Origin of the sequence: Streptoverticillium olivoreticuli subsp. olivoreticuli (genome assembly GCF_003391135.1) — a bacterium.
GTDB lineage: Bacteria > Actinomycetota > Actinomycetes > Streptomycetales > Streptomycetaceae > Streptomyces > Streptomyces blastmyceticus.
Genome location: NZ_CP031455.1, coordinates 1453353 through 1474212 on the forward strand (window position 1 = coordinate 1453353; position 20860 = coordinate 1474212).

General features: G+C 67.7%; 21 protein-coding genes and 1 pseudogene. 10 read left to right on the forward strand and 12 right to left on the reverse strand.

What is annotated here, in order from left to right:
- Positions 1-124: 124 nt before the first annotated feature.
- From DXZ73_RS06315 to DXZ73_RS06325, 3 genes are read right to left on the reverse strand one after another with little or no spacing between them, the layout of a single operon-like run.
- Positions 125-577 carry an NUDIX hydrolase gene (locus DXZ73_RS06315; protein ID WP_116210024.1) on the reverse strand — a complete coding sequence of 151 codons (453 nt, stop codon included), beginning with the start codon at positions 575-577 and terminating at the stop codon, positions 125-127.
- On the reverse strand, positions 574-1827 hold the full coding sequence (locus tag DXZ73_RS06320; RefSeq protein ID WP_116210025.1) for a DegT/DnrJ/EryC1/StrS family aminotransferase: 1254 nt from the start codon (positions 1825-1827) through the stop codon (positions 574-576). Before DXZ73_RS06320 ends, DXZ73_RS06315 begins: the two co-directional genes overlap by 4 nt.
- On the reverse strand, positions 1824-2828 hold the full coding sequence (locus tag DXZ73_RS06325) for a Gfo/Idh/MocA family protein (protein WP_116210026.1): 1005 nt from the start codon (positions 2826-2828) through the stop codon (positions 1824-1826). Before DXZ73_RS06325 ends, DXZ73_RS06320 begins: the two co-directional genes overlap by 4 nt.
- A gap of 205 nt (positions 2829-3033) precedes the next feature.
- Between DXZ73_RS06325 and DXZ73_RS38745 the strand changes: the two genes are divergently transcribed.
- Together DXZ73_RS38745 and DXZ73_RS06330 are read left to right on the forward strand one after the other, a co-directional pair.
- Complete coding sequence (locus DXZ73_RS38745) at positions 3034-3384, forward strand: helix-turn-helix domain-containing protein (protein ID WP_205519123.1); 351 nt, start codon at positions 3034-3036, stop codon at positions 3382-3384.
- Positions 3378-4400: an XRE family transcriptional regulator gene (locus DXZ73_RS06330; RefSeq protein ID WP_240351231.1), complete on the forward strand. Its 1023-nt coding sequence runs from the start codon at positions 3378-3380 to the stop codon at positions 4398-4400. The genes DXZ73_RS38745 and DXZ73_RS06330 overlap by 7 nt, the downstream gene beginning before the upstream one ends.
- Before the next feature lie 100 nt (positions 4401-4500).
- Here DXZ73_RS06330 and DXZ73_RS06335 read toward each other — a convergent pair whose 3' ends face one another.
- From DXZ73_RS06335 to DXZ73_RS37940, 4 genes are all read right to left on the reverse strand, one after another.
- The gene (locus DXZ73_RS06335) at positions 4501-5676 is read right to left on the reverse strand and encodes a protein-L-isoaspartate(D-aspartate) O-methyltransferase (RefSeq protein WP_116210027.1); all 1176 of its coding nucleotides are present in this window, start codon (positions 5674-5676) and stop codon (positions 4501-4503) included.
- A gap of 6 nt (positions 5677-5682) precedes the next feature.
- The gene (locus DXZ73_RS06340; protein ID WP_116210028.1) at positions 5683-6225 is read right to left on the reverse strand and encodes a hypothetical protein; all 543 of its coding nucleotides are present in this window, start codon (positions 6223-6225) and stop codon (positions 5683-5685) included.
- A gap of 113 nt (positions 6226-6338) precedes the next feature.
- Positions 6339-6674, reverse strand: coding sequence for a hypothetical protein (locus DXZ73_RS06345; RefSeq protein WP_116210029.1), 336 nt, complete (start codon positions 6672-6674; stop codon positions 6339-6341).
- 160 nt (positions 6675-6834) lie between these two features.
- Positions 6835-7092: a hypothetical protein gene (locus DXZ73_RS37940; protein ID WP_162890068.1), complete on the reverse strand. Its 258-nt coding sequence runs from the start codon at positions 7090-7092 to the stop codon at positions 6835-6837.
- A 450-nt stretch (positions 7093-7542) separates the two neighbouring features.
- Here DXZ73_RS37940 and DXZ73_RS06350 point away from each other — a divergent pair, with 450 nt between their 5' ends.
- Together DXZ73_RS06350 and DXZ73_RS06355 are read left to right on the forward strand one after the other, a co-directional pair.
- On the forward strand, positions 7543-8505 hold the full coding sequence (locus tag DXZ73_RS06350; RefSeq protein WP_240351233.1) for a hypothetical protein: 963 nt from the start codon (positions 7543-7545) through the stop codon (positions 8503-8505).
- Positions 8506-8515: 10 nt separating this feature from the next.
- Complete coding sequence (locus DXZ73_RS06355) at positions 8516-9070, forward strand: GNAT family N-acetyltransferase (protein WP_116210031.1); 555 nt, start codon at positions 8516-8518, stop codon at positions 9068-9070.
- Positions 9071-9386: 316 nt separating this feature from the next.
- On the opposite strand, the gene DXZ73_RS06365 is transcribed toward DXZ73_RS06355, so the two are convergent.
- From DXZ73_RS06365 to DXZ73_RS06385, 5 genes and pseudogenes are all read right to left on the reverse strand, one after another.
- A complete protein-coding gene (locus DXZ73_RS06365) occupies positions 9387-9800 on the reverse strand; it encodes a DNA-binding protein (protein ID WP_116210032.1) in 414 nt (137 codons plus the stop codon).
- Complete coding sequence (locus DXZ73_RS06370; RefSeq protein ID WP_162890069.1) at positions 9782-10072, reverse strand: hypothetical protein; 291 nt, start codon at positions 10070-10072, stop codon at positions 9782-9784. Before DXZ73_RS06370 ends, DXZ73_RS06365 begins: the two co-directional genes overlap by 19 nt.
- Before the next feature lie 583 nt (positions 10073-10655).
- Positions 10656-11027: pseudogene (locus tag DXZ73_RS06375) on the reverse strand (HAD family hydrolase); the annotation flags it as partial.
- Positions 11028-11107: 80 nt separating this feature from the next.
- Complete coding sequence (locus tag DXZ73_RS37945; RefSeq protein ID WP_162890070.1) at positions 11108-11785, reverse strand: leucine-rich repeat domain-containing protein; 678 nt, start codon at positions 11783-11785, stop codon at positions 11108-11110.
- Positions 11785-15807 carry a phage tail protein gene (locus DXZ73_RS06385; RefSeq protein WP_240351235.1) on the reverse strand — a complete coding sequence of 1341 codons (4023 nt, stop codon included), beginning with the start codon at positions 15805-15807 and terminating at the stop codon, positions 11785-11787. Before DXZ73_RS06385 ends, DXZ73_RS37945 begins: the two co-directional genes overlap by 1 nt.
- Before the next feature lie 241 nt (positions 15808-16048).
- Here DXZ73_RS06385 and DXZ73_RS06390 point away from each other — a divergent pair, with 241 nt between their 5' ends.
- The 6 genes from DXZ73_RS06390 to DXZ73_RS06415 are packed head-to-tail and all read left to right on the forward strand — an operon-like array spanning position 16049 to position 20859.
- Positions 16049-17608, forward strand: coding sequence for a phage tail sheath family protein (locus DXZ73_RS06390; protein ID WP_116210036.1), 1560 nt, complete (start codon positions 16049-16051; stop codon positions 17606-17608).
- 43 nt (positions 17609-17651) lie between these two features.
- Positions 17652-18095 carry a phage tail protein gene (locus DXZ73_RS06395; protein WP_116210037.1) on the forward strand — a complete coding sequence of 148 codons (444 nt, stop codon included), beginning with the start codon at positions 17652-17654 and terminating at the stop codon, positions 18093-18095.
- Complete coding sequence (locus DXZ73_RS06400) at positions 18095-18526, forward strand: hypothetical protein (protein WP_116210038.1); 432 nt, start codon at positions 18095-18097, stop codon at positions 18524-18526. Before DXZ73_RS06395 ends, DXZ73_RS06400 begins: the two co-directional genes overlap by 1 nt.
- On the forward strand, positions 18523-18666 hold the full coding sequence (locus DXZ73_RS06405; protein WP_116210039.1) for a DUF6760 family protein: 144 nt from the start codon (positions 18523-18525) through the stop codon (positions 18664-18666). Before DXZ73_RS06400 ends, DXZ73_RS06405 begins: the two co-directional genes overlap by 4 nt.
- A gap of 30 nt (positions 18667-18696) precedes the next feature.
- On the forward strand, positions 18697-20379 hold the full coding sequence (locus DXZ73_RS06410; protein ID WP_116210040.1) for a hypothetical protein: 1683 nt from the start codon (positions 18697-18699) through the stop codon (positions 20377-20379).
- 48 nt (positions 20380-20427) lie between these two features.
- Entirely contained in the window at positions 20428-20859 is a 432-nt protein-coding gene (locus DXZ73_RS06415) for a phage tail protein (RefSeq protein WP_116210041.1), read from the forward strand.
- Position 20860 lies beyond the last annotated feature (1 nt).

Below are 20860 nucleotides of genomic sequence, written 5' to 3' on the forward strand. Positions count from 1 at the left end.
CCGGAGAGAATTCGACGCCGTCCTGTCGTACGACGTCGATGTCGCGAGCCCACGGCCGGACCCCGGACCCCGGCCGCCTTCCGTGAGCCGTGACGGCCAGGACCCGTTTTGACGCGGAGCCCGTTCAGGATGTCCGGTCGCGCCAGGCGCCGAGGACAGCCTGGACAGCGCTGGAGACCTGGCCCTGCTGGGTACGGTCCGCCCACAGGTGCGCGTCGTGCTCAGTGAGCTCGACCGTCTCGCCGACAGCGGTCGCAGCGAAGTCGAACTGACGGGTGGCCCGTCCGCTGCCGGAACGGTAGTCGAAATGACCGAGGTAGCCACCGACGGCCGTGACCGTCAGCCCGGTCTCCTCGGCGACCTCCCGCCGCAGGGCCTCGATAAGGCCCTCACCATCGTCGACGCCGCCGGAAGGCAACTCCCACAGCCCGCCCAGGTAGTCATCAGCGGCGCGGTGCAGAAGCAGGACCTTGCCGTCGTCGTCGGTGATGACGGCACCGACGACGGTCTTGATGATGCCGTCCCGTTCGGCGGCGCGGACGAGGTCTTCCAGAAAAGCGGTGTCGAGGGAACTCACAGCATGTCCTTCGCATGGGAGGCGACTTTGGCGATGGCCGCGGCGTAGGCGTCGGCGAGGGGGACGTCCTCCTGGCCGTGCCAGACCGGCAGTTTGAAGGTAGTGGCGTGTACGTGCTCGGCTGCCGGGAAGTTGCCAGCAGCGGGGCCCTGGCGGTCAGCGTAGCCAGGCAGCAGGCCCCCGGGGGCCTGGAACAGCGGATGCGTGTGAAGCGGGCAGGTGGAGCCCGGCCGGTCCACTTCCGTTGCGCCTTCGGCGTGGAGGGCATCGAGGAACCGTTGGAGCGGCAGCCCGCCGAGCTCGGTCGGCTCGTATCGCAGCGGCAGCGCGTACCAGGACGGCAGGGCGGAGACCAGCACGTGCGGCACACGCACGCCCGGCACGTCGTCGAAGGCTGCGCACATGCGGGCCGCGATGGCCTGACGTCCGGCCAAGTAGCCGTCCAGGCGAGGCAGCTGGGCATTGGCGAGGGCAGCGGCGAGCGGGTGGATCCGCAGTTTCAACCCCATCCCGGTGACCGAGAAGCGCGCGAGCGGGTGGGTGGCGGGGATCTCGCGGCGGCACCGCTTGTTGTACTGGCCGTGCAGCAGCACCCGGTAGTACAGCTCGCTGTCGTCGGTGGCCACGAAGCCGCCTTCGCCGGCGGACAGCGGCTTGGGCCCGTTGAGGCTGAACGCAGCCGCGGCGCCGAACGAGCCGGTGCGCTGGCCGTTCCAGGTGGCGCCATGGGCATGGGATCCATCCTCCATCAGCATCAGGCCGTGCTCGTCGGCGAAGGACACCAAGGCGTCCATGTCCTCCGGCAGCCCCCACAGATGGACGGCGACTACGGCCTTCGTGCGTGCGGTGATGCGGCGGGCGGCGGCATCGAGATCGAGCTGCCCGCGGTCGTCAACGTCGGCGAGGACAGGGTGGGCACCGAGGTGGAAGAGCGGGGTGGCGGTGGCGTGGAAAGTGAGCGCGGGCACGATCACTTCGTCCCCCGGGCCGATCCCGGCCGCAGCGTACATCGAGTGCAGTGCGGCCGTCCCGGTGCAGGTGGTCACCACGTGCCGGACGCCGAGGTAGGAGGCGAGCGCGTCCTCCAGGTCGGCGACGACGCCGGAGCGGTCCGCGATCGAGACGGCCGCCTCCAACTGGCCAGCCACGGCCTCGCGATCCTGCTCGGCAATGGGAGGCCACTCGAAATGCGGCCCCGGGACAGTGATGGCGGGTTCGCCGCCGAGCAGGGCGAGCGGGGAGTCATTCATGCGAGGAACTCCTTCGGATCTGCGGGACGGGCGCTGGCCCGGGAGGAGTAGGCGGCGGCGAGGAACGCGGCGTGCGGCAGGTGCTCGGCCGGGCCGGAGGGGTTGGGGAGGGTGCCGTCCAGGACGCGACAGAAGTGGTCGATCCGAGCGGCGGCCGCATTACCCGGCCAAGCCGGCTCGCGCACCAGCGACTCGACCGCTTGCCCGGATGAGTCGAGGCGCCGTACGACACCGCGCTCGATGACTACGGAGCCGTACGAGCCGGTGACGGCCAGGCGCTCGCTCTTCGGCCCGGCCGAGCGCGAGATCAGCAGCGAGCCGTACAGACCGGAGTCGTAGGCGAGGTGGACCAGGGCAGTGTCCTCGGCGTCGTAGTCCGCACCGGGCGCGGCGGCGGCCGAAGTATCCGCGAGGATGCGGTCGGGCAGACCGAGGTACCAGATCAGCAGGTCGATCAGGTGGTAGCCCATGTCCGCCAGGCAACCACCCCCGGCGAGCTTCGCGCGGCCGCGCCAGCCGGTGGACGGGTCCGGGCAGTGGAAGGTGTAGCGGCCCTCCACCAGGTACGGGGTACCAATCTGCTCCAGGAGCTGGAGGGCGACGGCATAGAGGGGGTGGAAGCGGCGCTGGACGGTGACCATCAGCTCGATACCCGTCTTGTCACACAACGCGGCCAGTTCGGCAGCCTCGTGCGGGTCGGTGGCGAACGGCTTCTCCTTCATCACATGCACCCTCGCCCCGGCGCACGCCTTGATGACCTCCCGGCCGACGTGGTGCGGCACTGCGGCGATGACGAAGTCCGGCCGTACCTCGTTCAGCAGTGCCGTCAGGTCCGTGTAGCCGGGCACCTGCCAGGCCTCGGCCCCGGCGGCAGCCCTGCCTGTATCGACGTCGCAGACCGCGACAAGCTCGGCGAGCGGGCTGTCAGCCAGCCCGGGAAGGTGGTCCTTGTGGGCCTGGCCACCGAGTCCCACCACGGCGGCCCTCTTGATCACGCTCATCGATCACACCTCTTCGAAGGCGAGGCGGTGGCCCGCCGTATGCGGGTCACCTGCCCTTCAAGGACACCGCGGCCGCCACGGCGGCGGAAGGAGCGCTCTCGCAGCCCGCAAAGCGGTTTGCACATGGTGCAAAGACTCTGTCCAGGCCCGGTGGGCACGGCTACGGTGAGGGCGGCGTGCCTCTCGGCTACGAGCGGAGACAGCTATGGACGCGGGCAGCAGAATGCCGACGAGTCCCAGCGGGCTGGTCCGCCGCACGCGCAAGGAACAGGGCCTGACGCTGGCCCAGCTCGGAAAGCTGACCGGCTACTCCGCAGCCCAGGTCTCCCGATACGAGCGGGGCATCTCGCCGCTGACCGACGTCATGGTGATGCGGGCTTTCGCCGACGCGCTCGGTATCGCGCCCCAGGCGCTCGGCCTGACACCTCAGCCGGACACCCGCCACGGGCGCACGATCGGGCCAACCACCGCATACCCTCGCCTTCCCGCCTCTAGGCTGGCGAAGGCAGCCGTTGGGAGGACGGTGAGGATCCAGTGCGGCGACGGCAGTTGCTGACGAATCTGGCGGTCACGGCCGCCGCAGCCGTAAGCGCCCCCATCCTGCCCAGCGGCAAGCCGCCGGTGAACGAAGCGGCGCTCGGCGAGGTGCTCGTCGCGCGGCTGCGGGACGCGATGCTCGGCCTGCATCACGAGATCGCCGTCCCCTCGGGGACCGTGTTGAGCACTGATCTCTCCCGCGCGCTTACCGACTTCCATACCTGCCGCTATGGCAGCCTGGCCGTCCGCCTGCCCCGACTCATCCATGCCGGCCACGCGCGCACGGCAAGCGGCGACGACTGCGTGCTGCTGGCACGGAGCTACCTGCTGGCCACCCGCATGCTCATCAAGCTCGACGAGCAGCAGCTCGGCTGGATGGCCGCCGACCGCGCACGCCAGAGTGCCGAAGCCGCGGGCGATGCCCTGCTGGTCGCCGAGGCGGCCCGCCAGCTCGCGGTCCTGGCCCGCAAGGCGGACTGGCACGAGCAGGCGATGTCCATCGCGTTGACGGCCGCCGACCACCCTGGCCTGCGCGGGGGCGGGCCGGACCATGCTGCTGAGCGGGGGCTGCTGATCCAGTCCGCCGCCTACACCGCCGCCCGGGCTGGCGACACGGCCGGGATGCGGGAGCTGACCGACGAAGCCGCTGCCATCGCCAAGGAGCTCGGCGGCACCATCTTGCTGCGGGACCACGGCGGGGGTTTCAACCCCACCACCGTCCAGCTCCACCGCATCTCCGCGGAGAACTCCGCCGGTGATCCGGCCACCGCGCTCGTGGCCGCCCGGGCCGTCGCCCCGCAGAGCCTGCCCAGCGTCGAACGACGGGCCCGCTACTACACCGACATCGCTGCCGCGTACGGACGGTGGGGCCGCCGCGACGACTGCATCCGCGCCCTTCTTGCCGCCGAGCACCACGCGCCCGAGGAGACCCACGCCCGTCCGGCGGTCAAGTCCCTCGTCTCGGGCCTACTGGTCTCCGGCCGCACCACCACCGAACTCCGCGGCCTCGCTGCCCGCGTCGGCGTCCTGACCTGACATTCACCCGGCCCTCGCCGACGGCCGGGTCCTATGGGAGGCCGCCGTACTGGACCCTTCGCTCGCGGGAGATCGCCAACCGGGGCCGTAGAGGGAGAAGTTACGCACTCCGGAGCGGTACCGGGTTGTCGAGGGAATCGAGCCAGACCCGTTCGCCGTCGTCGTCCACGGTGAGCCCGAAGCGATCGAAGCCGGGTCGGTCGTTCTCCGCCCACCAGCGGTAGGCCGCTTCCGTCTCGTCCCACAGCTTGCGCGGGCCGGACTGGACCACCACGTACTCACTCGACCCCGGCTCATAGTCGGCCGACGCCCACGACTGGGTATCGGTGCTGTACGTCCACAGCGTGTAGGAGCCGTCCTCGTATCGCTCGGCACGCCAGAACGCCCCGGACACCCGCAGCCCGATCACAAACTGTTCGAGCCACCCGCCGATGTCAGCCGGGGAAAGCGCGGTCGTGCTCCTGGTGCCGTCTGCGGGCCACTCCCGTCCCTTGAGGTAGGCGTCGAAGGGCGGTCGTTCCGTGCGCTGCTGTCGCAGGCGCATGAAAGCACTGGAACGGGTGAAGGGACCGTTGGCCGTACCGTCGTCGGCGACGACCAGGCGCACGATGTACTCGCCCTCGTAGTCCGTTCCCCACGGGGCGACGATGACCCCGCCGGGGCGGGTCTGCTCGATCCAGGTCCGGGGCACTTCCCCGACCGAGCACGTTGCGATGACCCGGTCGTACGGGGCGCCGCCTACGTGGCCCGAGCGCCCATCTCCTACGATGACCAGAGGCGACAGGTCAACGTGCCGGAGGTTCTCCCCCGCCCCCTTGGCTACGTCCTCGTCGTACTCGACACTGACCACGTTCGCGCCGCCGAGCCGGCACGAGAGAAGACCCGCGTTCCAGCCGGTGCCAGTGCCGATTTCAAGGACCCTGTGCCCTTCCTCCACGTCCAAGTCAGCGAGCGTCGAGAAGACCATGCGCGGCATGGAACTGGAGCTTGTCGGCGTGGCTCCCAGCCCGTCCCCGGTGTGCCGTCCGTCGTCCCACTGCGTGGTGAGAGGGATGTCGGAGTACACCGCCTTGAACCACGCGTCCGGGTCCTTGGCGCGATCCACCAACGCCGTCTGCTCGGTGCCGTCCGCGATGCCCGGCCAGATGCGGTCAGGCACGAACAGCTCGCGTGGCACCGCCTCGGACGTCGGCAGCCAATCGGAATTCAGCGCGCCCGCTTCAACGAGCACGAAGGCGAGCCCCGAAGGGCCCGCCTCTTCTGTGCGTGTGCTCACGTGTCCCTACTTACCCGTCGAGGGGCCGGAGCCGTCGGACGTGTTGCCGCCCTCGTCGGAGCCACCGCCGTGCTGTCCGCTCATGGGATGCTCCTTCGTAGTCGGGTTGATGATCGGTGCTACCCGCCCGGTCGACTCCACTTCACGGGAATGAAGGCGTGCGGCCGCCCGCGCGTGCTCGTGAGAGGGGCTCAAGTCGTCTTCCGGGTCCGCTGCGGAAGTGATCAGCCGCGCCAAGCCGATCGGGTCGCACAGATCTTCCGCGCCGGCTGGAGGCGTCAGCAGCCAATACGCGCCGGGAGGATCCGCGCGGTGGGGTGCGGGTACGCCGATGCTGTGCGACAGCCCGAGGCACTCGCAGGGCACGGTCCAGAACCGCGCGGTACCTGCGGGCACCAAGGCGTAGTACCAGCCGTACACGATGACGGCGCTGTCGATCGCGGCCGACCGGAAGACCGCCTCGACGGCATCCCGGTCGGCCGAACCGGTTTGAGAGTGGATCGCCTCAACGGGGATCTGCACGGCGTCGAAGAGTACCCCGGTGAGCACTTGCGCCGGATCGCCTCGAAGCCATTCCCTCCTGCTGGGGACGAGCAGCCCCTGGGACAGCCACTCGGAGGCCGCGGCGCCCGCGTCGACGGCAGGCCAGTTCGATCGGGGCTTCATCGCAGGCCTGCGAAGAGCAGGAGCGAACGGGCAGCGTGGGCAAGCGCGAAAACGACCCGTTCCGGCGCCGGAGAAGGGTCGGTATCGATCGTCCGACTGCTCAGGAGCCGACGGCCGCGCATCGCTGCGCTCTCCTGTACGGCACCCCCGAACCTGCCGCCCCTCTTCTTGCCTTCTTCCTCCACAAACGGGATCAAGGCTTCGATGTGGGTGCGGAGCTGATCCTCAAGTTCCCGCAAGGCAGGCTCGCCCCGGGGTGCGAGTCCGCGGCTGATGTCTCGGGTGATCGCCCCGACGTTCAGCGTGTCGCACGGTGGAGTGGTGGTGGTCATGGCGTCCCTGTCTTCCGGTGGCATGCGCACGTGCAGGTGAGGGATTCGGTCCGGGCTGTGTGAGGCGGCGCTCCGACCCGGCGGATGTACGTGACGCCGGGGCATTTCCTGTGCTGGCCGACCCTGCAGTGATGCTCGATGTGGGGGCGAGCGGGGCGCGTCACGGACACCGCGGCACCTCTGTCGCTTGCGTGGCTTGGAGGGCTTCACGCGGGTGCTCGGTATCTGTGAGTGCGGTCCAGGGCGCGCCGAGGAGGACGGTGGGCGGTAGGACCCAGGTGCGGTCGGCTCTGTAGCGGCCGAGTGGTGGGGCCGTGAGCTTCCAGCCGGGCGGCCGTACGGTGACTCGGCGAATGCCGACGAGTCGGTAGGCGGTGCCGACCTGGTCGGCTGCCCTGTTGTGCTGGGTGATGGACATGCATTCGCCTTCTCTCGCTCAGGTCCCATAGCGAGACAACCGTGTGAGCGGGAGAGGTGGCGGACATTGCGCCGGACTTTTGAACAGGCTTCCTCCGAAGCGGACTTCCAGGACCGGCCTCAGTCGCTACGGTCGGTACCGACAGGCGCATCGGGGGTATGGATGACGGAACAGCTCACGCCGTTCTCACGCGAGTGCGCGGCTCGGGGGTGGGATCAGCCGGCGGTCTTCCTGAGGGTGTTCCGGGAGACCGCCCGTATGGTCGGCGAGCAGGTGGCCCTCACTGACCGGCAATTACGCCGATGGCGTCAGCCCGGCCCACCGCGACCACGTGCCCGAGCCTGGCGGGTGCTGCATGCGATGTTCGGCATGAGCCCCCTCGCACTGGGCTTTCCAGGGCCGGAGCCGGATGCGAGGGTGGAGGCAACGGGCAGTCAGGAGGTGGTGGGTGTGGACCGACGCGCATTCGTCGCTGATGCTCTCGGCACCGCCGCCGGTCTGGCGCTCGTCCCGTCGACCGCGATCGGTACGCTGCATATCACTGAGCTCCGTAAGGGCTTGCGCTCGCTCTACACCCTCGACGACGCCTATGGAGGCGACGCGGTCCGGTCTCTGGCGGTCCGCCACCTGCGTCGAGTCCGCCGCATCATCAACACCGGGACGTACGCGGATACCATCGGCCGTCAGCTCCAACTCCTCGCGGGGGAAACCGCGGAGCAATGTGCGTGGCTGTACTACGACGCAGGCGACCAGGAAACGGCACGCCGGTACTGGGGCGAGGCACTGACCACAGCCACTGTCCTGGGCGACGACGGCCTGGAGATTTTGGTCCTGGCCAGCCTCAGTATGCAGGCCATCCACGATGACCGGCCGCGTGATGGCTACGACCTGGCGCGCGCCGCCCGTCACCGCGCCGCTGCTCTGGGATCACCGGCCCTGCTCTCTCTGATCGCAGCCCGCGAGGCGCGCGCTCTGGCCGGGATGCGGGACCATGGTGCGGCGCGGAGCAGGCTCGCGGAGTCCATGCGCCTGGCCGACCAGAGCGGTCGGCCGACGCCCGAGTGGGCGGCCTTCCACGGGCACGCCGAGCTGGAGTTCACGCAGGGCCTCCTCTACACCGAGGCAGGGCACCACAAGGCAGCCGTGCCGTTCCTACGCGCCGCTCTGGCTCACCAGGACCGGACCTACGGCCGCAACCGCGCTCTGTACCGCCTCACTCTGTCCCGCAGCCTGGTGCAGGCGGGCGAAGTCGACGAAGGAGCCGCCGAGGCCGTCGCCAGCCTCGACCACCTCGCCGAGGTCGAATCCGGCCGGGTTGTGCGCCGCCTCACCGAGGTCCGTGATCTGCTCGACGGCACAGACGCCGTGAGCGCCAGGGAGTCGGCCGCAGCTCTGACCGAGTACGTCCAGTGAAGGGAAAACCATGGTCGAGGTGACGTACGAGAGGTGGGACGGGGCAGAGGCAGCCCACCAGCTCGACCGCTTTCTGTCGGCCTACGAGGAGGTGTACGTCGAGCCCCCGTACTGCGAGGGCCCTCGGGACGTCGCCGAGTTCATCGAGCGGTTCCACCGCCAGGCCCAACGCCCTGGATTCCGCCTGGCACTCGCCCTCGACGGCGGCACGGAGACTTTGGGATTCGCCTTCGGATACCTCCTCCCTGCGGACACCAGATGGTGGGAAGGGCTTTTCGAACCGCAACCGGACCACTTCACCCAGGAAACCGGAAAGCGGACGTTCGTCATCATCGAGTTAGCCGTCCGGCAACCATGGCGTCGGCGCGGCATGGCCACCGAACTCCACACCCGCCTCCTGGAAGGGCTGGAAGCCGAGAGGGTTACGTTGACGATGCGACCCGAGCCCGAGGCCGCGCCAGCGCAGGTGGCCTACGCGAACTGGGGATACAGAAAAATCGGACGGACTCAGCCTTGGGACGAGGCGCCGGTGTACGACTCCATGGTTCTCGACCTCAATGACTGATCAAGCAAACGCGCTCTCTATTGATCAAACGGTTGAGGCTCTGAGTCGTTGATCGCTGCGTGAATGATCTGGCAGGGGATGCGCGGCACTTGTCGCCGCCGACGCAGGAAGCGTTGCGGATGCGGGCGGTGGCCCGCATTGATCGAGGGGCGGGGCCGCGAGGACGTTGCGGCGGTGCGCTGATCACCAGGCTGTACCGGCTGCGGCTGACCGAGCAGGGGTGGGCAAGTACCCGCGCCGGTGGGGACTTTCGTTCCAGCATCCGGACAAGCGGGCCCCCTCCGTCATGGGGTCGCTGTCGTGAGCCGGACGCCGATCACACGGCTACGAATATCACCCGCGTACCGCACAACTTGGCCATGTCGTCCACGTCCGAGGTGAGCATGACGACAGGTCCAGGCTGATGCATGGCGGTAACCGCAACCATCGCGTCAATCGCGTACTTGTGTCCGTGCAGCCCTACATCCTGCAACAACAGCGCAGCCTCCTTGGACCAGCCCACGCTCAGCGGCTCCACGCGAAGCTGAGAAAGGACGTAGCTCCAGCGAGCACGCTTGATCCGCTCGTGCTGAGCTTCGATGAGGGTCGCGCCGCTGACTACTCGATCGGCACCACGGTCCACTGCCGACCGCACCATGTTCATCACCGCACGGTCCTGCTCGATGTAGAGCGAGAGTCCCTGGCTGTCGAGAACCAGACTGCCCCCACCCGTCAGCCGGCCTCGCGCCACTGCCCCTCCCGCTCCTCGGCCTGCGCCCAGATGTCCGCGGCTGCCTGCTTCTCTCCCGCAGTGAAGGCACCGCTCTCCTGCTCGAACTCATCGAGGTACGCGAGCGTCGCCTGATTCCGCAGATGTTCCTCGACGGCCGTAGCCACTATGGCGGACACCCCACGCCCACCCGCACTCGCCCGCAGGGCCTGCACGGTGCCTTCAGGAAGCGAGACGCTGATGGCCTTCGCGGGGCCCTCGCCGATGCCTGGTGCCGATTGCTCGTCTGCCATGAGCCGAGTTTAACAAATGCTTTCACAAAAGAGGGCCGATCTCCATGTCGCACACATATGCGGCCCGTCGCGTGGGGAGCCCGATGAACATGGTCGCCACTGAGACTCACCGCGATGGATGCCTCATGGATGCGCGTAGAACAGCGCCGAATGCGGTGCCGTGGAAATCCCTTCAAACACATGGTCAGCCAGCCGTGATGCTCCAGCAAGGTGGATGTCGGCCCGATGCCGGGGAGTTCCATCAGGACAAGATTCTCCAATCAGCGGCGGCTGCCTCTGGGCTCTCGGCCCACAGGTGGCGAGTGGACCGCGCCGCAGAAGGGCAGTGCGCAGCCCGGAGGCCACCGCGGGGGCACAAATCGTTGGCTGGACGGCCCCCACGCAGACCGTTCAGTCGGACGCTGCCAGGCGAAGGCAGTGAGCTCCTTGCATCGGCGCGCTTGAGCCATCGGAGAGTTCTGGCGTCCTCGCGGACCTGCTCGGCGTCCGCGGGTGTGCTGCGAGGCGTCCTCTGCGATCCGTACTCGCGCGGCTGGACTGCCCCAACTGGACGTCATTGGCAGGCTTCTGCACATGGGAGTCCTCAGCCGAGGAGGAGGCCGGGTAGCTCCGTCAGGGAGTGGATTCTCCAATCGGCTGCCGCTGCCTCCGGGCTCGCCGCCCATAGGTGCCCGAACGGGCCGCGCCGCACGTGGGCCGTACGCAGTCCCGCGGCGGCCGCGGGAGCACAGTCGTTGGTGGGGTAGTCCCCCACGTAGACCGTTCGATCAGGCGCTGCCGCCGCAAGTTCGATCACACGGGTGAAGAACTCGGAGTCCGGCTTGGCGACGCCCCATTCACCCGAGGTGGCGATGGCGTCGGCGGGCAGACTCAGGGAGCGCACCAGTTCGCCGGCGCGGGTGGACTGATTGCCTGCGATCACGACGCGGAGCGCTGCCAGCGCGGCTCGAATGTCGAGCATTGCTGGCGGCTGCGCCATCGCGAACCTACTGCTCTGAACACATGCCTGCACGGAGCTTGGTGGCGTGACCGGCTTCATGGATTCCTCAGCGTAGGCATGAGGTCCTTGCGCTCGAAGATGCTGGCCAGAGCTTCGCGATCGGCTGCCACCAGCCGACTCAGTTCATCAGGACCGATCTTAATGTGGTCCGCTTCCGGCATGTCGGTCAAGCCCAGGCCTGGCCGGGACAAGCGGTAGCTTTCCTCCATCCGGTAATAGGAGTAGGGGAGACTGATGCTTCGCATGCGAACCATCAGATCGCGCTCCTGAACTGTAGGCACCACCATCTTCACACCCCGCCGCTGAAGTTCCGGCAGGACGTCTCGATACGTCTCATCCGAGAGAGGGTTTCCTCTGACATCGAGACTCTGCAACTGCGGGCATCCAAGCAGCGGGGAGAGATCCTCGATGAAGTTCCGTGGGAGATCCAGGGTGTGAAGTTCCTGCGCCACCTCGATTCCGCCGACTGTACGCAGGTCACTATCGGAGACAGCCAGCTGAATCAGGCTGCGATGCGGCTCAAGCGGGGGAATCGTTGACGCACCACATCCGACCAGGATGAGGAACCTGAGCGCCCGGCATTCTTCCAGACCGGCGTACGCCCGCGCATGCCTTACTTTCAGATAAGAAATATCGGCGGCTCCGGGAGATTTCTGCGAATCCACCTCCAGCGAAACAGCCCGCGCGATCTGAGGGTCGGGAGCAGCAACCATCACCCCTCCTGCTCAATTTTCTCTATCTCCGATTTGACGGCCACAAAGGACGCACGTATCTCATTGAAGGCCCGTTCCTGCCGGTCGGCAAGCTCACCCAGGCTTAATTCCTGCAGGTTCCCACGACCCGCCCTGAACCGGGCCCCGATCCGTTCACCCCTGGAGAGACCGGTGATATTTCCGGACCACAGCAGGCGAACACTGCCTGGCAAAGCTTCCTTGTCTTGATCAAGAATATCGATAAGAACCGCCACGAAGTCGGAAGCTTTTCCTCTCTTATGCTCATCGTGCATTTTCCGCAGACTGTCATGGAAGTCGACGGTGCCGTCCGTGAACGCGGCCTTACCCTTTTCATCGTAGAACGTACCCACGTGCGCGCCGGGCGAAAGGTTGCCCTGCCCATCGACGATTCGCCAGATTACGCGATTCGTACTCGACCGAAGCGCATGATGTAGCGCGATCCAGGCAAGTGCGTCGTTCGTGCCATCGCGCACAGCGGACTTCTTGTGGTGAGTGATGGCACTCTCAAGCACGTCCTTGATCTGGTCCGTCGGAATCCACTCGTGCTTCCCATCATCCACGCTGCGGAATCGGTTCTTTACAAAATCTCGACTCGCACTGTCGTTGTCCCAGAGCTCGACGAATTTCGACCAGTCAACTTTGCCAACTTTCTCATGCAGAACCATTTTCCGGAGAAAGTTGATGATCCGCGGTTTCCCCTGACCATTGATCGCCTCCACGAGATTGGCGTCCGCATCCTTCTCAGCCGATGGGAACGGATCCCAGTATCCGTATGGAGCGTGCGTGCGGGAACCGGGGTGGAAATCCATTTCGTCAAGAACGGCCAGTAGGCCCGTATCTGCCCTGACCTCATCCCTATCCATCACGGCCTTGAGTCGAGGCAGGGCGCCTTCCCTCCCTCCCGCCAGACGGAGAACATCCTGTCGAGCCCGACCCTTCACACCGAAGAAATACTGCCAGAAAATGGAATCATAGGAGCTGTTCGGTTTGGCATTGAGATGATCCTGCCTAAATTTCTTCGCAAGGGAGGCGGCATCACCCTCGAGGAACTTCAGCGCCTTTCCCTCGGTTCCGTTCAGAGTGGCGGCATCCCAGAGCTTCCCCGACCCCAGACTCGGCTTCGCGATCACGCGGGACCAGGCCGGATGAACGAAATTTGCAATAAATATCCGACCCGCTTCGGGGATCGCCTGAGCAATGTCCTCGGGGAGTGGCTCCTTCTTGCTCTCGTTGTCGGAATGCTCGCCGACCGGCGCCGACGTACCCTGCTGCCGTATCGGGTTAATCTCGCCACGGACCGCCCAATACCGTCCACTCGGCACGGGTGAAAGACCCTTGAGTCCGTACCTGCGCCGAATACCCGCAAGAATGGGGTGCAGCGCCGCACGACCGACGGGGCGATCCTTGAACTTCCCCAGAGCCCTCACTGCGGCGCGCATCGCCTTGTCGAGCCGCTGTTGCTTGCCCGTCGGGGAGTCGTCGCCCCCCTGAATCTTGTTCTTGATCTTCACCCAAAGGGCCTTGCCCTTCTTCGCGATGAAATCGACGATCTTGTCGATCGCCCGATTCACCGGCCGCGACACCGCATGAAATACCTGCTTGACCTTGTTCGCCAAGCCTCCGACCCCCACCAGCGCCGCCAAGAACCCGATCAGCAACGGGATGCTCGATGCCAGCGCCCCCTCCACCATCTTCGGAACGCCCGCCTGCCCACCGTTCGCTATCGCGACGACCGCATCCAGCACCGCGTTCACGAAATCAGCGACCTGCGCGCCCTGCGTCACCACGAACGTGACGACGTCGATGATTCCCTTGACCGCTCTGACGAACGCCGAGGCCGGGCTCAGGAGGGAGAGGATCCAGGTGATGCCGGCTATCAGGACCGTGGGGATCAGATAGCTCTTCAGCTTTGTCAGGATTGAGGACTTGAGGTCGCCCGTCTCGGCGGAGATTTCTTTGGCGGCGCCCGCGGGGCCCTCGCGTTGCATGGCCTGGGCGACCGGGACCTGACTCTCGACCGTGGTCATCGCCTTTTCGGGGACGCCCTTGCGGATGACGCGGGCGCGGATGTTGTCCCAGGTCAGGCCGAGCAGCGAGCCGATGATCTGGATGATGCCCTTGAGGTCGAATTTCGCGGGGAGTTGGAGGCCGGCCTTCATCGCGGTGCCCAGGAGCCAGGAGACCAGGCCCTTTTCGAGGTGGTCGGCGATGTTCGCGATGAAGAGGTTGAGGCCCGCGCCCACGGCCTGCACCAGGTGGCCCAGGAAGCCGATGGGGTCCTTGAGGATCTTCATGATGGCGCCGGCGGCCTTCGCCAGGATGCCCATCAGGAGGTTCTTGAGCTCCATGATCGTCTTGATGACGCCGACGATCGCGTCCTTGGCCTTGTCGATCAGGCCCTTGTTGGCCTCCTGGAGCTTCTTGATCTCCTCGTCGATCTTGTTGAGGGCCTGGGTGTACTTGGTGGCGAGTTCCTGGACGAGCTGCTGCGACTTCTCGTTGACCTCGGATTCGAGGTCGTCGAACTTGCCCGCAAAGTCCTTCGCCGCCTCCTCGCCGAACTTCTTGAGATCGGCGGGGAGTCTGTCCACCTCCGCCTTGAGCTCGGCCCGCCCCTGAGCGATCCGGGCCTTCGCCTTGCCCAGTTCCGTGCCGATGGTGTCGGCGATACCGGAGATGACGCCCTGCATCTGCTGGACGTAGAGCTTGCGGGACTCCTGGTAGAGCTGGTTCGCGGATTCGGGCAGGCCCTTGAACTTGTCCTTGACCCAGCGCAGCTTTCCCGTGAAGCCCGAGTAGCGCTTCTTCTTGTACGCCTTCATCCGGCGTGACTGGTCCGCCATGAAGGCGTCCCGCGCCGCCTTCTCTCCTCTGGTGAACTGCTCGTCGACGGTCTTGTCCAGGCCGGAGAGCGTGCCTTCGACGTCCTTCTTCGTCGCGTCGAAGACCTTCTGCAGCTTGGCCGTCACCTCGGCGCGCTTCTGCTCGTCCTTGGACTTCGTCTCGCCCTTGCCGCCGTCGACGTGTTTGCCCGCGGCCACGCGCGTGGCGGTCAGGGTCGCCATGGCCCGGGTTCCGGCGGCAGCCGCGTTCGTTTTCGCGTCCGTCAGTTGGCGGTTCTCCGCCGCTCTGCCCTCGGCCGGGGCCTTCGCGGAATCCGCCTCGGCCTTCTTCTTCGCCGACAGGGCGTGGTCGAACTCGGGCTCGTTCCCCTTCGCCAACTGCTGCTCGGTGATGTCGGCGTCGGCGAGCGCCTTGTCGTTCTCCTTCGGGCCCTCCGAGAAGTCCGTCACGGCGTCCGGCTGTTTCGCCGGCACCGCCCCGGCCGCGTTCGGCGCGCCCGGATTTCCCGGAGGCCGGTCCGGGGTCATCGGGACGACCTGCTTCTCCTTGGCCGCCGAAGTGTCGGGGGCCGCCTTGGTCGTGGTCCCGATGTCCTTGGCCGAGGACTCCTTGCCGGTCTTGACCTTGCCGTCGACCTGTTCCTTGACCTTCTCGGCCTTGCCGGAATCCGAGAACTTGTCGGCCTCTTCGAGATTCTTCGGCGCCTGCGCGGCGATCGCGTCGTTGACCGCCTTGATGAAGGCCGCCTTGTCGAATTCACCCGGCTTCGCCGCGTTCATCTTCTCGGCCTGGGCGGCCTTGCCCTGGGCCTGTTTGTCGTCCGGCGGGGCGACTGCCGCGTCCTGCGCGGACTTCGACTCGCCGACCGCCGGGGGGTGTTGCGCCACCGTCCGCTTCTTCGCGCCGATGTCCGCCGTGACCTCGTGGAACCCCGGAGCCTGCGCCGGCGGTGTCCGCACCACTTCGGCATAGCGCTGTGCCACCAACCGGGAGACGGCGGCGTTTCCGGACGCCCCTTGCAGTCGCTGGATATCGCGCGGGCCAAGCCGGTCGAGGGCCCGGCTGCCGGCAACGGGAGAGGGCTCGGAAACGGCGGGGTGCGTCGGGGCACCCGCCGTGTTCCGTACGGGATGCTCCTTCTCCGGCGCGGCCTTCACCGCCTCACCCGGTGGCCCCGCTCGCCCGCTGTCCGCACGTCCTGTCCGTACGTCCCCGACATGCGAGCCAGGATGCGTGGCACCGAGAGGCCCTACGGAGGGCCCCGGGCACGAAATGCCGTGCACGGCGGCATGTCCGTCAGGGCAACGGGGTCTGCACGACAGGGCGGCCCAAAGTCCTTTCCGTTGATCCTTCCGGCTGACAAGAATCGCTTCCGTTTCCCCGGTCAAGGAGAGTGGTATGCCGTCGTACCTGTCCCCGGGCGTCTATGTCGAAGAGATGGAGTCCGGGTCGCGGCCGATAGAAGGAGTCGGGACCTCGGTCGCCGCCTTCGTCGGTTTCGCCGAGAGAGGGCCGTTCCACGAGCCGACGTTGATCACGAACTGGACCCAGTTCGTGGGCGTCTTCGGCGACTTCGTCGAGGGTGCCTATCTCTCCACCTCCGTCTACGGCTTCTTCGCCAATGGCGGTGGAATCTGCTACGTGGTGCGGATCGGCGGCGGGACGGATACCCCGACGGCAGGAGGCAACGCGGAGGACGCGCCGCGGGCGCAGCTCGGTCCGTACGTCGTGCGCGCCCTGCCGGGGGTCTCCGGGGAGATCTCCGTCGAGGTGACCGATCCGGAGGGCGAGGATCCGCCGCAGGACGTCTTCCGCCTGCTGGTGAAGCGTGACGGCGAGGTCGTGGAGACCTATCCGGCCGTCACCACCAAGCGCAGCAAGGAGAATGTCGCCACGCAGGTGGCGGCCCGCTCCCGGTTCATCTCGCTGGAGGAGCCGGGCAAGGGCGCCGCGCCCGCGCGGCCGGTGTCGCATTCGGTGACGCTGGTCGCGGCGCCGCAGAGCAGCACCGGGGAGGAGGCGCCGCCCGGGTCCGCGCTGCCGGAGGTCCTGTCGGCCGAGTCGTACGTCGGCGACCCCGACCAGCGCACCGGCTTCGGCGGGCTGGAGGCCGTCGAGGAGATCACGATGGTGGCGGCGCCGGACCTGATGAGCGCCTACGAGCGCGGGGTGCTGGACCTGGAGACGGTGGTCTCGGTGCAGCAGGGTCTGATCGCCCACTGCGAGGCGATGGGCGACCGGATCGCCATCCTCGATCCGCCGCCCGGAATGAGCCCGCAGCAGGTGCGCTCCTGGCGGCAGGAGAGCGCCGGTTTCGATTCGAAGTACGCGACGCTCTACTACCCGTGGATCAAGGTCTTCGACCCGGGCGCCGGGCGCAACGCGTTCATCCCGCCCAGTGGGCACATCGCCGGGGTATGGGCCCGCAACGACGAGTCGCGCGGAGTGCACAAGGCACCGGCCAATGAGGTGGTACGGGGCGCCGTCGCCCTCCAGACGCAGATCACCAAGGGCGAGCACGACCTGCTCAACCCCATCGGGCTCAATTGCATCCGGGCGTTCCCGGGCCGGGGCATCCGCGTCTGGGGCGCCCGTACGCTCGCCGCCGATCCGGCCTGGCGGTATCTCAATGTCCGGCGGCTCTTCAATTACCTGGAGGAGTCGATCCTGGCGGGGACGCAGTGGGTGGTGTTCGAGCCGAACGACGACGCGCTGTGGGCGCGGGTCCGGCGTACGATCTCGGCGTTCCTGGTCAACGAGTGGCGTCGGGGCGCGCTGTTCGGGCTGACACCGGACGACGCCTTCTATGTGAAGTGCGACCGCGAGACCAACCCTCCGGAGAGCATCGACGCGGGGCAGGTCATCTGCGAGGTCGGTGTGGCCCCCGTCAAGCCCGCGGAATTCGTGGTGTTCCGGCTCGCCCAGCTCTCCGGCGGCACGGGCGCGGTCGACGAGTAGCCGCGGGACCGCGGACCGAAGCAACTGATTCAAGGAGGCCGGTATGCCACTCCCCGATCTGGACAGCTCCGTCGGGCATTCCTTCGGGCTGGAATTCGACAGCGTCCTCATCCGGCAGATCACCGAGGTCACCGGGCTGAAGATGGAGCAGGACGTCATCGAGCTGAAGCAGAACACCGCCGACGGAAAGTACGCGATCAAGAAGCTGCCGGGGCGCCCCAAGGCCGGCGAGGTGACCGTCACCCGTGGGCTGACGGAGGACCACAGCTTCGAGAAATGGATAAAGGATTCGCGGTTCGGGCGGATGAACAACGCCCGCCGCAACGGCTCGATCATCGTGTACGACTACGAGGGAATCCCTATCAAGCGCTACAAGCTGGTCAACGCCTGGCCGAAGTCGCTGGAGATCAGCACGCTCAAGGCGGGCGACACCTCCGTCCTCACCGAGAAGCTGGCCATCACCTACGAGAGCCTGGAAGTCGAGTGATGCGCCGCACCATGGCCGCGGCTCCCCGCACGGAGGAGGGTACGGACCGTACGGAGGGCTTGCGTACGGAATTCCCCTTCGAACTGCCGCGGGGGTACGTGGACGACTCCGGCACCGTCCACCGCACGGGTGTGATGCGGCTGGCGACGGCCCGCGACGAACTGGTCCCGCTGCGGGACGACCGGGTCCGGGAGAACTCCGCGTACCTCTCCGTCGTCCTCATCTCGCGCGTGCTCACCCGGCTCGGCACGATCGAGGACATCCACCCGGGCATCGTCGAGGACCTCTTCGCCTCGGACCTCGCCTTTCTGCAGGACTTCTACCGCCGGATCAATGCCGAGGGGCACACCCGCGCCGCCGTCACCTGCCCGTCGTGCCAGGAGAATTTCGCGGTGGACCTCTCCGGTGGTGGTCGCCTGGGGGAATCGTGACGTACGCGGCGGACCGCATTCACGAGGAAGTCGCGTACCTCGCCTTTCACTTCCATTGGTCGCTCGACCAGATCCTCGATCTGGAGCACGCCGACCGTCTCGGATACGTCGACCGGATAGCCCGCTTCACCGGCAGGTGACGCGCGAGCGCCGAGGGGGCCGAAGGACTGATGGGACTGCTGTCATGGCTGCGGCGGGGCGCCGGGGCGCCCGCCGACCCCGGCCGCTCCCCCGCGCCCACCGGACCGGTGTCCGTACCCGCCTGGCAGGAGCTGCCACCGGTCCAACGCACCCTGGCCGCACCGCATTTGGTGTCCGCGCCGGAGGGCTTCCAGGATTCCCTGAGCACGTGGCGGAGCGTCTCGTTCACCACCCCGCTCGGCCATCTGGTCAGCTCGGAGGCGCCGTCCGGGCTGGCACACGGTCTGGCCACGCCGAGCAGCGGGCCGAGCAGCCCGCCGACCGTGAGCCGACTGGTGCGCGAGCCGGTCGGCGACGGAGCGGCTCTGAGAGCACCTGCGCACCATCACGCCGCCGACAGCCAGGCGGAAGCCGTGCCCGTGCCCGCGGCCGTGCCCGTACAGCGGGCGGTCGGCGAGGCGGGCGAATCCCTGGTCTCAGCCCGCCCGGTGGAGACGTCCGTACAACCCTGGATCTCCCCGCCGGTCCCGCTCCCCCAGCCGGAGACCACAGCCCCTGACCCGAGCTCCCGGGAGCCGGGCGAGCCGGCGCCCCGCGAGAGCGTGCAACGTACGACCGCACCGGCGCGGCCGCACGGCGGACTCGGGCTGGGCGCGCCCCTCCCCTCGCTGCCGCCGACCGCCCAGCGCACACCGGCGGCGAGCACCGGCACCGGCCCGGTTCCGGCGGAGCTCCCGGCCGCCTCCGACGCCTCCTCCGAAACATCCAGTACGAACGCACCGACCGTGGCCCGCGCCGTGGACGGTCCCCGCTCGGCACCCGCCGTCCCGGACCCACCCCACCTGTCGGAATCGGAATCGGACGACACTCCAGCCCCACTCCCCGTACAACCACTGCTCGGTGACGACCCGCTCGTACCCCGCACCGCCGAGCAGCATGATCCGGTCACACCCCGGCCTCAAGGCGGCGACACCCCACTCGGCTCCGAAGCGAGGCCACCGGTGCCGCTGCAACGCGCCGCTCCGGACGGCACACCGATCGCGCGACCGCCCGAGCAGACGGCGCGTCCAGTGGTGCCGCTGGTGGCCCAGCGGTCCGTACCGCTCTTCTCCGTGGCACTGCCTCCGCCGAGTGCGCCACCACCGCCCGTGCCGAGCGCCGTGCCCGTGCGTTGGGTCAGTACGCAAGGGTCGCGGCCCGTGCAGCGTTCGGTCGCGACCCCCGTTCCGGCCCCCACATCCTCGTACGAACCGCCGGCCCCGGTCGCACCGCTCCGGCGCACAACGGTCCCGGACGCAGGATCGGTGGCTGTCGCAGCCGGGGTCGCCCAGCGGATGGCCGACGGGTCGGTGGTCTTCCGGCCACCACCACGCGAAGCCGCACTGCGCAAAGCCGTACAACGCGAGTCCGTACAACGCGAAGCAGCGTCGGACGGACCGTCGACACCGGGCCCGCCACCACCGCCCGAGCCCCCACATCCACCGCCACCGGAACCCTCACCCGAATCCCGGCCCGAACCGGAGCCCGCGCCGTCCGCGCCCGCGGGCCACGGCGAGACGACCCACAGCGCTGTCACCGCCCCCAAGGACGGCAAGCCGGCCGTGACCGACGAGCTGGTGCGTGCCCTGTTCGCCCCGCTGAGCCGACTGCTCAAGGCCGAGTTGCGGCTGGAGCGCGAGCGGGCCGGATTCCTGATCGACACACGGCACTGACCGTTTCCGAAGAGTCCGAAGTCCGAAGAGAGAAAGGCGGGTCAGGGCATGGCACTCACCGACGACCCCGCGGTCAGCGTCTGCTTCGTCGTCACCGTCGACGGCATCGAGCTCGGTTCGTTCAACACCTGCGAGGGCCTCGGCTGCGAGGTGGTCCTGGAGCAGCGCGAGGAGGGCGGCAACAACGGTCATCTGTGGCAGCTGCCCACGCGGCTGAAGTACCCCAATGTGAAGCTGTCCCGGCCGCTGACCCGTGAGACGGAGAAGGTGGCCAAGTGGTTCGCCGGGATGACCACGGGCTTCCGGCGGCGGACGGCGCACATCGAGGCCCGTACGGGCGACGGCCGGAAGGTCGCGCAGTGGGGGCTGCTGGAGGTGGTGCCGGTGCGCTGGACCGGGCCGACGTTCAATCCGGAATCGCCCAAGGTGGCCACGGAGACGATCGAGATCGCCCATCACGGCTTTGTGATGGAGGGCTGAG

Excerpts from the sequence above, each read along its gene's own strand:
- DXZ73_RS06320 (WP_116210025.1), bottom strand. The coding sequence starts at position 1,827 with ATGAATGACTCCCCGCTCGCCCTGCTCGGCGGCGAACCCGCCATCACT.
- DXZ73_RS06325 (WP_116210026.1), bottom strand. The coding sequence starts at position 2,828 with ATGAGCGTGATCAAGAGGGCCGCCGTGGTGGGACTCGGTGGCCAGGCC.
- DXZ73_RS38745 (WP_205519123.1), top strand. The coding sequence starts at position 3,034 with ATGGACGCGGGCAGCAGAATGCCGACGAGTCCCAGCGGGCTGGTCCGC.
- DXZ73_RS06345 (WP_116210029.1), bottom strand. The coding sequence starts at position 6,674 with ATGACCACCACCACTCCACCGTGCGACACGCTGAACGTCGGGGCGATC.
- DXZ73_RS37940 (WP_162890068.1), bottom strand. The coding sequence starts at position 7,092 with ATGTCCATCACCCAGCACAACAGGGCAGCCGACCAGGTCGGCACCGCC.
- DXZ73_RS06355 (WP_116210031.1), top strand. The coding sequence starts at position 8,516 with ATGGTCGAGGTGACGTACGAGAGGTGGGACGGGGCAGAGGCAGCCCAC.
- DXZ73_RS06370 (WP_162890069.1), bottom strand. The coding sequence starts at position 10,072 with ATGGCAGACGAGCAATCGGCACCAGGCATCGGCGAGGGCCCCGCGAAG.
- DXZ73_RS37945 (WP_162890070.1), bottom strand. The coding sequence starts at position 11,785 with ATGGTTGCTGCTCCCGACCCTCAGATCGCGCGGGCTGTTTCGCTGGAG.
- DXZ73_RS06390 (WP_116210036.1), top strand. The coding sequence starts at position 16,049 with ATGCCGTCGTACCTGTCCCCGGGCGTCTATGTCGAAGAGATGGAGTCC.
- DXZ73_RS06395 (WP_116210037.1), top strand. The coding sequence starts at position 17,652 with ATGCCACTCCCCGATCTGGACAGCTCCGTCGGGCATTCCTTCGGGCTG.
- DXZ73_RS06400 (WP_116210038.1), top strand. The coding sequence starts at position 18,095 with ATGCGCCGCACCATGGCCGCGGCTCCCCGCACGGAGGAGGGTACGGAC.
- DXZ73_RS06410 (WP_116210040.1), top strand. The coding sequence starts at position 18,697 with ATGGGACTGCTGTCATGGCTGCGGCGGGGCGCCGGGGCGCCCGCCGAC.
- DXZ73_RS06415 (WP_116210041.1), top strand. The coding sequence starts at position 20,428 with ATGGCACTCACCGACGACCCCGCGGTCAGCGTCTGCTTCGTCGTCACC.